At 68.5% G+C, this 8919-nt stretch carries 10 protein-coding genes and 1 pseudogene; 5 read left to right on the plus strand and 6 right to left on the minus strand.

Annotation, left to right across the window (positions count from 1 at the left end; translation table 11 throughout):
• Window positions 1-48: 48 nt before the first annotated feature.
• Both IH00_RS0135410 and IH00_RS43110 read right to left on the minus strand, forming a co-directional pair.
• Window positions 49-1362, minus strand: coding sequence for a cytochrome P450 (locus IH00_RS0135410; RefSeq protein ID WP_234335098.1), 1314 nt, complete (start codon window positions 1360-1362; stop codon window positions 49-51).
• A 142-nt stretch (window positions 1363-1504) separates the two neighbouring features.
• Window positions 1505-2380, minus strand: a complete 876-nt coding sequence (locus tag IH00_RS43110; RefSeq protein ID WP_158828147.1) for a hypothetical protein — start codon at window positions 2378-2380, stop codon at window positions 1505-1507.
• Window positions 2381-2610: 230 nt separating this feature from the next.
• Between IH00_RS43110 and IH00_RS0135420 the strand changes: the two genes are divergently transcribed.
• The gene (locus IH00_RS0135420; RefSeq protein ID WP_031080499.1) at window positions 2611-2811 is read left to right on the plus strand and encodes a hypothetical protein; all 201 of its coding nucleotides are present in this window, start codon (window positions 2611-2613) and stop codon (window positions 2809-2811) included.
• 823 nt (window positions 2812-3634) lie between these two features.
• Here IH00_RS0135420 and IH00_RS0135425 read toward each other — a convergent pair.
• Entirely contained in the window at window positions 3635-4321 is a 687-nt protein-coding gene (locus IH00_RS0135425) for a ribonuclease FAU-1 family protein (RefSeq protein WP_031080501.1), read from the minus strand.
• Between the two features lie 314 nt (window positions 4322-4635).
• Window positions 4636-4995, minus strand: a complete 360-nt coding sequence (locus tag IH00_RS0135430; RefSeq protein WP_031080503.1) for a hypothetical protein — start codon at window positions 4993-4995, stop codon at window positions 4636-4638.
• Here IH00_RS0135430 and IH00_RS0135435 point away from each other — a divergent pair.
• The gene (locus IH00_RS0135435; protein WP_052411896.1) at window positions 4967-5164 is read left to right on the plus strand and encodes a DUF6411 family protein; all 198 of its coding nucleotides are present in this window, start codon (window positions 4967-4969) and stop codon (window positions 5162-5164) included. The genes IH00_RS0135430 and IH00_RS0135435 overlap by 29 nt on opposite strands.
• Window positions 5165-6133: 969 nt before the next feature.
• Here the strand turns inward: IH00_RS0135435 and IH00_RS43115 are convergent.
• Entirely contained in the window at window positions 6134-6301 is a 168-nt protein-coding gene (locus tag IH00_RS43115; RefSeq protein ID WP_158828149.1) for a hypothetical protein, read from the minus strand.
• A gap of 230 nt (window positions 6302-6531) precedes the next feature.
• Between IH00_RS43115 and IH00_RS43120 the strand changes: the two genes are divergently transcribed.
• The 3 genes from IH00_RS43120 (at window position 6532) to IH00_RS0135460 (ending at window position 7901) form a co-directional block, all read left to right on the plus strand.
• The gene (locus IH00_RS43120) at window positions 6532-6675 is read left to right on the plus strand and encodes a hypothetical protein (protein WP_158828151.1); all 144 of its coding nucleotides are present in this window, start codon (window positions 6532-6534) and stop codon (window positions 6673-6675) included.
• 11 nt (window positions 6676-6686) lie between these two features.
• Entirely contained in the window at window positions 6687-7130 is a 444-nt protein-coding gene (locus tag IH00_RS0135455; protein WP_158828153.1) for a hypothetical protein, read from the plus strand.
• 111 nt (window positions 7131-7241) lie between these two features.
• Window positions 7242-7901, plus strand: a complete 660-nt coding sequence (locus IH00_RS0135460; RefSeq protein WP_158828155.1) for a hypothetical protein — start codon at window positions 7242-7244, stop codon at window positions 7899-7901.
• Window positions 7902-7976: 75 nt separating this feature from the next.
• On the opposite strand, the pseudogene IH00_RS0135465 reads toward IH00_RS0135460, so the two are convergent.
• Window positions 7977-8919 (minus strand): annotated as a pseudogene (locus tag IH00_RS0135465) (Tat pathway signal protein); the annotation flags it as partial.

Consider the following 8919-nt stretch of genomic DNA (forward strand, 5'->3'; position numbering starts at 1 on the left):
TTGTTTCGACACAACGGGGACTTCTGGGTCACATCAAGCGCTGACGTATCAGCAACGAGGCGTCACGATCATCGGTATGCGGTCGGCGTGTGCGACGGCAGAGGCGACTTCGGCCGGGGTGTGGCCGGACGCGGGCGTGAACTGCCAGTGCGCCAGCCAGGTGGCCAATGCGATCGTCGCCTCGGTGTACACGAAGGCGTCACCGATGCATTTGCGGTTGCCTGCCCCGAAGGGCAGGTAGGTGTCCCGGCCGATACCGGCCGCGGCTTGCCGCTCGGGCAGCCAGCGGTCGGGGTCGAACCGGTCCGGGTTCTCGTACACGCCTGGGTCGCGGTGGACGGCGTAGAGGCTGAACGCGACCTCGGTCCCTGCGGGTAGTTCCACGCCGGCCAGCTCGACGGGTGCGATGGTGCGGCGCATGAGCAGGGTCACACCGTGCAGCCGGACCACCTCGTCCAGGACGCGGCGGATCGCCGTGAGGCGGGGGACGTCTTCGATCGTGACGGGGCGGTCGCCGACGACTTCGCGGAGCTCTGCGACGACCTGCTTTTCGACGTCGGGGTGCGTAGCTAGCTCGTGGAAGGTCCAGGCGAGTGTGGCGGCCGTGGTCTCGACGCCGGCGAACAGGATGTTGCTGAGCTCGTCCCTGACTTCGACGTCGCTCAGGCCCCTGCCACTGTCGGGGTCCTGGGCGGCCAGCAGGAGGGACAGAAGGTCGCCATGGCCGGTGTGCCCGTCCCGGCGGGCCGTGGTGACGACGCCGTCGATCACTTGGCGCAGCGCGTTCGCGGCCGTTTCGAAGTCGCGGTTGGCCCGGATCGGTAGCCGGTCCAAGGCCTTCGGCGAGACGGCGCGCACCAACAGGTTCTTCAGCAGCACGGGCAGGTGTTCTCGGACCGCCGCTACCGCGGGCAGGCCGATGTCCGTGGAGAACAGCGTCGCGGTCAGGGTCTCGACCGCGTATTGCGCCATCGCCAGCTCCATGTCTACCTCGCTGCCCGGCTGCCAGGCATCGGCCAGGGCGTCGGCCACCTGCTGCAGGTACGGGCGGGCACGGCGGACCCGCAGCTCGGCCTCGGCGATCGACGCGGCACCGCGGCGGGTGACGGTGGGGTAGCCGAGGCGCTCGGCGGCCTCGAGCGGAGTGAGCTTGGGCTCGCCCTCGACCAGATCGGCGATGTGCCGGCCGCGGACCTGCGCAAGTCCGGCCTGGGCGGTGGGGAACTTCGCGATGCCCAGGGTGTCGGCGACCTCGGCGAGCGTGATCGCCGGATTGTCATCGAGCAACTTGGCGATCCGGGGCAGGGTCTCGTCACGCGGGATCATGGCCACTGCCGGTGCGGCGGCCGCCGCCAGCGCCACGGTCGGGACGGGGAACCTTGCACTCCCGCACGACGCGGCGCGGCCAGTGCTCTATGCCGCTTTCCTTCGGTGACGCGGACGCGGATACCGGCAATGTCGCCCCCATCCCCACGGGCACGAGTAGCAGCACTTGATCGCCCAGTTAATCCCGGAATGCGGGATTAACTGGGCGATCCAGCGCTTCCTCCAGCTCCTCCACTTGGTCAGCATCTCGAAGTTCGTCGAATTTGCGCTTCAGTGCATCGGCTTCAGGAGGAGAGACATCGCGGATGAGTCGGATAATTTGCACAACATCTTCAACTGACCGAACAGCCGAAATGGCCTCGATCAGTGCGTCTACTTCCCACCGCTCCTTCCAGAACAGCTGTACAAGAGTCTCGACGTCCCAGATATTCCAGCTCTCGACGGCCTTGCGCATGGCCAGAATCCCCTCTTCGTGAAGACGATTCATTCGAAGTGCCTCAATTACTTCGATCAGCTTGTATGGGCCACACAGCCGCCCGATCGCGACAAGTAGTTGAGAAGCCTCACCATTTCTATCTTCAGCGAGGAGGTTTCTATATAGGGACACCAGGTCTTTTGGTGGCAGCAAGGCCATCACGTTCCTGATTTCCTTCGGAACGCCAGCCGCCGAAGACCCATCCTCCGGCGCGCCATCATCAGACAGGCCAGAGTCTTGCTCGGCAACGGGACCGTCAGGCCGAGCGTTCGGTACGACCTCGGTGGCCGCAGCAACCAGCACCTCTCCGTTTGGATCAAAAGCCTTGGTCCACAGCGGCAAAAAGCGGGCAGCCTCGCTGTCAGGATCGCGCCGCGGGTTGGCCCGTGCAGCTAGCACGCGAACGATGGCATCAATTTTTTCCCAACGCGTTGGCCCCGCCTGCCCTTTAAGAATTCTGCGGATCAGCTCGTAAGTAACCGTATCCCGCAGTCCCTCGGTCTTCCTGATGTCGCCCTCAATACGTCGCAAGCTAGGACGCCCGGCAGCGTGATAGAGGACATGGAGTTCGAGCGTCACGTCACGGAGCGGACCAGGAGGAAGCTCCTCCTCGGAAGGTGGATCAATTTTCGGGTGAGGCATGGCCCATCCTTGTCAAAGGTTGTCATCCCAGTTTTTCCAACACGAATATTCGACAAAGGTCGTCAACTCTTCACGCTGCTTTGTCTTTCCATTCGCAGCCACCTTTTCACTCGAAGTAGGGCCGGAGGATTTCAAACCTCCCCCAAACCCAACTGGGAGGCGAGCCGATGAATAGGCGGAAGAAGCATCAGGGGCACACGAAGCGCAAGCCGAAGAAGCATCAGCAGTGCACGACGTCACGCTGCCCGCGCGAGAAGATCCGGCGGCGCATGCGGGCGGTCGGTCGCGGGCTCGCCAGCCCGCAGGGCATGGCAGCGCTGATGGTGCTGCGGACGGTCGTGATGCTGTTGACATGGCTGATCGGCTAGAGCAGTTTCCAGGGGGTGTCGCCAACTCGGGGCACCCCCTCAGCATGGTTCTCGGACTTATCCCGGCCATCAGCTCCGACCGGCTTGCCTGTTCAGGAACAGGGTGCCAGCCACGGTAGGTGACGCTGCCCGGGCAGAAGGCGCAGCACTCCACCATGCTCCCGGGGCAGGCGCCGGCGGCCCCCGAAACACTCAACGTCTCACCCGATCGAGCGATCGCACCACACCTGTCGCGATGGATTCGCTCAGCTACACAGCCGTTGAGCTGCATCAACGCGAGAACCGGGCTCACAGCCGCAGGGTGACCCCCAGAGAAGGGATCGCGATCCGGCGGAGCTGGCTCGGGGAGATCGAGGGCTCCGCGTCAGCCTCGCCGACGCCGAAACCAAGATCGCCCAGATCGACTCAGCGACATCCGCCGGGCCGGTCCTGTGGGGGCTGCCGACACCCCGCCGCCCCGGCAGGGGTGATGCTCAAGCGCCAGATGTTCAGCCGTGCCGGCTTCCGCCTGATCCGCTGGCGAGTACTCCTCGCTGCGTGAAGCGTTGTCAGCGCCTGCTGAAATGCTGGCCCAGCACAACCAGCGACTACCAGGAGACAAGCATGGGCACGTGGGGAACTGGAGCGTTTGACAGTGATCTCGCTGGTGACTTCACTGACCTGCTCTTTCCCGCGGCTACTGCGTGGAAAAGAGGTGTCAGCGTGTGTGACCGGCTTGCCCACGGGAGGTGACCTGCGGAAACGAGTGGTGTCCGATTCACCCGGCTCCCACGTCCGGTCACGCCTTCGGTCCCCCGCTGGAGACAACCGTCCAGCCAACGGTTCAGCCGCCCTTCGGTGCAACCCTCTGCTCGCCCGTAGCGGGCTGCGGCAGGCGCGGTGTGGGCCAGGCCGGCTCCCAGCGCCAGGCCGCCCACCGCTCCGCGTGCGCGAACAGGCCGGAGCGTTCGGTGAGCATCGCGAGGACCTCGTCGCGGGCGGCGTCCACGGCCTGGTGCTCGGTGTCGGTGACGATGCCGAGCCGCCGCACGTGCGCGTACTCGTCTTCGTCCTTCCACTCCCAGCGGGTGAGGTCGGGGTCGACGACCAGGTCCACGGTGAGGTCGAAGGTGTCGAACCCGTACAAGGTGCGGCGAGCGGGGTGCTCGAAGTTCACGTACCAGTTCCGCAGCCGGCGCCCGTCGCCGTCGGGGACGTAGAAGGCGTTGACGCTGAACCACGCCGCCGGCGGCTTCCACAGCAGCAGCTCGGTCTCCTGCCACACCGCGTCCGCGAGATCCCACACGCCGGTCGCCATCGCGTCGAACGCCACCGTACGCACCGACCGGTCGCCATCGGTACGGGCCTTGACGTACAGGGCCGGCCAGCGGGTCTCGGCTCCCGGCGAGCAGGCGGCCACCAGCGCCTCGCTGGTGTCGGCGACGACGCGCAGGGCGTGCTCGCTCCACACCCGGCCCGTCCGGTGCACGTCGCGCCGTACGACCGCCTGGCCCGTTTCGAAGCTGTGCATCGCGCCCTCCCTCCCAGGTCCCGGCCGGGGCGTCCGGCCAGGCTTGCCCACTACCTCAGCGCGCCGCGGCGGTGGTGGGCAAGCCGCCGTCCGGGGACGGCTTGCCCGGGCTTGCCTTGGGCTTGCCCATGGCTACCGGCGCCGCTTTGGTCCCCCAGGCCTGGATCGACGAACACACCAGCTAGCCGCCCCGTCCGCTGCGCCGGAGCACGGCCGCCTTGGCGAAGGAGGCGCCCCGGCCTGACCCGGGCCACCCATCGTCGACGCCGCCTCTCCCCCGTGTCCGGTGGGAGGGGCGGCGTCGACGTGTGACGTCAGCCGCGGCGGCGGACCAGCCCGCGGAGCTTGCCCGCCTCCTGGTCGTGGTCGTGCTCCGGCTCCGGTGGCGTGGCGGCCCGGAGGCGGGCGGCTTCGGCGGCGGCTTCCTCACGGGCGACGTCATCGGCGTGGCAGGTGCCGCACACCGACAGGTCCCCGGCCTTCCAGGCCGTACTCGCGGTGGTCTCTTCCCAGCGCTGGTCGGTGAACTTCGTCCCGCACCGCTTGCACACCGGCCGCCGTGCCTCCCGCTCAGCGGCGCGGCGCTGCTGGTCCGCCGCTTCGGCCTGCGCGTACTGGCGGCGGTAGAGAGCGTCGCCGTCGGGATTGTCGAGCGCGTCGCCCCGCCTCTCCAAGCACCCCGAGCGCGGTACTCAGAAGACCCTCGGCGTGGGTTCCCGCGCGGGCGGCAAGGCCCCCGGCCCGCTGGGCCGCCTCTTCAGCAAGCCGTTCAGCAGCAGCTCGAAGGCGGTCGGCAAGAGTGGCTCGGCCGGCCGCCGCATGCGGGGCCACATGCCCTTCTGACCCCACGTCCCACTCGGCCCGGCCCGCAATCCCCGTCGGCGGCCGGGCCGCGGTGTGTCTGCGAGGGCGAGCAGCAGAGTCTGCCCGCGCTGCTCGATCTCCTCGATCGGCTGGGAGAGGCAGCCGGCGGCTTCGCGGACAATGACGTCGGCGAGGGCGCTGCGGCTGTCGTTCTTCGGCAGGGCGGCAGCGTGGCGCTGGACGTTGGCGGCAAGCGCGCGGGCGTGGCCGGTGAGCTGGAGGGCGAGCTGCGCCGGGGTGCGGCGGCCCGGCGGCGCTCGCCACGACGGCCGGCGGACTTACCTACGGGGTGAGAACCCGCGAGCGGCGCGAACTCCTGCGTGCGCGACTGCTCCGGATCTTAAGCGCGACCCGGTCCCCGCTGCTGCTTGCACCGCCACACTCCCGGAACGCTGGTCAAGCTCGATCGTCTCCTGCACAAACGGACCGGCGGCATGATCGGCGCCCTCTCCCACCAGATCCGCGGAGCCGCGATCGACGCGGTCCTCACCGGCACCGAACAGATCACCCAGGACAGCCTGGAGGTCGTCCCGCTCGACGTCGCCGCAGAGCCCCCCGTCTGCTGGCCGACGCGAGGGACAAATGGCGACCAGGACGCCGATCAGACAGCTACCCATTCAGCCACGGCCCCGAGCAGGCGAGGGACGCACCGCGTTCATCGAGCGTCTGGCCACCGCGAACTTCCTCCCGGCCCAGCTACCTGCGCTCCTACCTTCGCGACCCCGACTCCCCGAAGGCAGCCCCGTCCTGGGAGCGCCTGGCGGGGGTCACCGGCCGCGACCCAGTCCTCGTACAGCGCGTGCTCCGAGCGCCAGGGTGCCGGTCGACGGCCCCACCGCCGCGCCCGCCTCGCAGTCCTCCGGGTATGCGGCTTCGGCGCGCTTGCTGGCGGCCTGGGCGGTGTCGCGGACCTCGCTGTTCAGGCGGGTGAGCAGGGCGAGCGCCGACTCATGGGTGGCCGTTGAGGATGGGCCTGAGCCGGGAAGCGAACTTCTTTCCGATGCTGTGGTCGCCCTCGCCCCAGAGGGAGGTCACCTCCGGCCCTCTCAGCATGTCGAGCAGGTCGATCAGATGGGCGAGGTCAGGGTCGTCGGCGAGAGTGATTGGTTCGGTCACAGGCGGCTGCCTCCGAGAACTGGGGTTGAACCGGACCGGCGCCGCCGATCATCACGGTGCTGGTTCGGGGACACGCCGTTGATGGGCAGAACTGCCCGATTCGCAGCTTGGGATGGCCGATATTGTCCTCGTCCCGCAGCCGGATGTGTTCGGCAACAGGAGCGTCTGCGTTGTGAGACAGGTGCGCAACGAGCGGGCGGTGGGGCCGGGTGCACGGCCAGCCTGCGGGGATGGACAAGTTGATCGAGCTGGTCGGCACGCTCGTCTCCGGGGCGGTCATTGCCGTCCTGGCGTCGTGGCTGACCAGTCGTGCCCGCAACCGCCAGGAGCAGCAGGCGGAGGTCGGGGCGCTGCGGGTGCAGCGGATGCGATGACGGTGGCGGTGATGGAACTGCAGGGCGCGGCGGCCGCCAACCGGCTGCTGTGGGAGAGGCCGACCGAGCGCGGCCGGACGTTCCTGCTGACGGTGCTCGCCTTCGCCGGTGGCGCCGCCCGGGCCCGGATCGCTGGCGGAACGGACGTGCAGAGCGGCCTGGTGGGCTTCGGGCGTGCGGCTGAGCTGCTGAGCCGGGAACGGGCGGCGAGCAAGCAGACCGCGGCCGCCGTGCGGGAGCCGCTCGCCCGGGCCGCGACCGCCGCCGCCCCGCTCATGCGCTGCTCCGACCCGGCCGTGGTCACCGCCACGGAGCAGCTGCTGAACGCCCTGAGCGACGTGGAGGACACCGCGCGCCTGGAGGCTGCCCTGGAGGCGTTCGGCCGGGCCGTCAACGCGGCCACCGCACCGCGGTTGTCGTGGTGGGCGCGGCGGCGTGCCGCGCGGACGGGCTGACCGTGGCGGTCCTTCCGTAGGATGCGAAATGCCGCGTCCGGCCGCATTCCTTGTGCCGGCACTTGCCACGACCAGGACCGCCGCCAGTACCAGGCCGATACTGTGATCGGCATGAGTGACGGCATCGCGTGGATAGGCGCACACCACCACACCCCTCCATCGGCCGTGCCTGGCATGCTCGGCGGCATCTCGCTGACCCTGGCCCGAGGCGTGGAGACGGACGAGTTCCTCATCAACCTGGGTGCCGACCTCGACGAGCTAGCCGCGCGCACCCCGTGCAGGGAACTGCGCGCACCGGCCGGGCAGCCGGGCCAGCCCTCCCCCCACCTCAACCGCGCCATGTACGGCACGTGCGGTGAGTGGACGTACGTGCTGGAGGACTGGGGCATGGCGACCTGGGCGACCGGCTACCAAGGCAAGGTCGAGTCGATGCTTCCCCGCGAGGGTGAAGAGATCCTCTGCCTGACCGCCAACCGTTTCAGCCCTCCGGCCCTGATCCTCCATGCGCCCGGTGCCTGCGCGTACCGGGCTGACTTCGGCACCGACACCGGGCAGGGCTCAGCTCTCGATGCCGCCCTCTCCGCGGCGGGTGCGGTGTTCCCGTCGATGCCTGAGGCTAGTGAGGCCGAAGTCGTCGCGTACTTCGAGGAGCATGGCGAGCGCCTGCCCGAGCTGGTGTTCACCGCCGTGGGCGCCTACACGGGCGTGGCCATCGACCAGGACGCCGTGAAGGCCGGTGACCTTCCCGGTGTCCTCATCGCCCCGGCCTGATCGTCTGCCGCGCAACTGAGACCGGCCCCCACCCTGATCGCAGGGTGGGGGCCAATGCCGTGGAGGCCGGGGGTGTTACTTCGCGGCCAGCTTGCAGATCACCGGCTGACCGCCGCCGATGCCGTACGTGCAGGTGCCGCCGTCATCCATCCGCGTGTCCAGCCAGTACGCATCCTTGTCCATGATGCGCATGTCCCGCATGAACGTCGCGAAGTGGTTGCCCATGGATTCCTGGTTGTGCATGCCGGAGATAGCCGACCGGCCGCACACCTCGCTGAACGTGGGGTCGGTGCCGTTCAGGGAGAACAGGTGGACCATGCTGCCGTGCTTCTTGGCGTAGGTGCCAATACACGCCGCGCCCGTCGGCGTGGTCCCGCCCGGGAGCAGGGCGGGGTTCAGGCCGCCCTCAGCGGAGGACATGCCGCCGCTGTTGTAGGAGGAGGCGAACGCGAACTCGTCACAGTTCAGCGCGTCGGCCGCGTCGACCAGGGCGGAGGCGTCCCCGTTCGCCGTGGCCCACCCGGTGGGGCAGATCCGGTTACGGCTACGGGAGTTCTGCGCGCTGTCGCCCATGTAGTACAGGGGCTTCCGGTCCGACATCGAGCCCGGGTGCTTGGGGGTGGCCTTCTGGATCAGCCAGGCGTGCGCCGCGGCCTGCGGGAAAGCCTTGGCGTTGAAGATGTAGGTGGGCGCGTGGTTGACGAACACACAGCCCGTGCCCGGCCCGGCGTTGGTGGTGTCGCATCGGATCTGGTCGAGATCCTCCGTGCCGGCGTCGTAGTCCAATGACCACTGGTAGCCGGTCATGAACGGGCGGATCTTGCCGTCCGCAGGCAGAATGTTCGCGTCGATCTTCACATCCGGCTTGTACAGGTAGGTCTTCCCGGCAACCGAGGCGTCCCACGTGTACGGGGTGGTCAGCGACGCGGAATGCATCTCGCCCGGCACCCACCACGTCTTGCCCTTCCACTCGCTGTGATCGGGCTCATGCGGCGTACACGACCCCTGGCACAGGTGC

The organism is Streptomyces sp. NRRL S-118, from assembly GCF_000716335.1.
Lineage (GTDB): Bacteria > Actinomycetota > Actinomycetes > Streptomycetales > Streptomycetaceae > Streptomyces.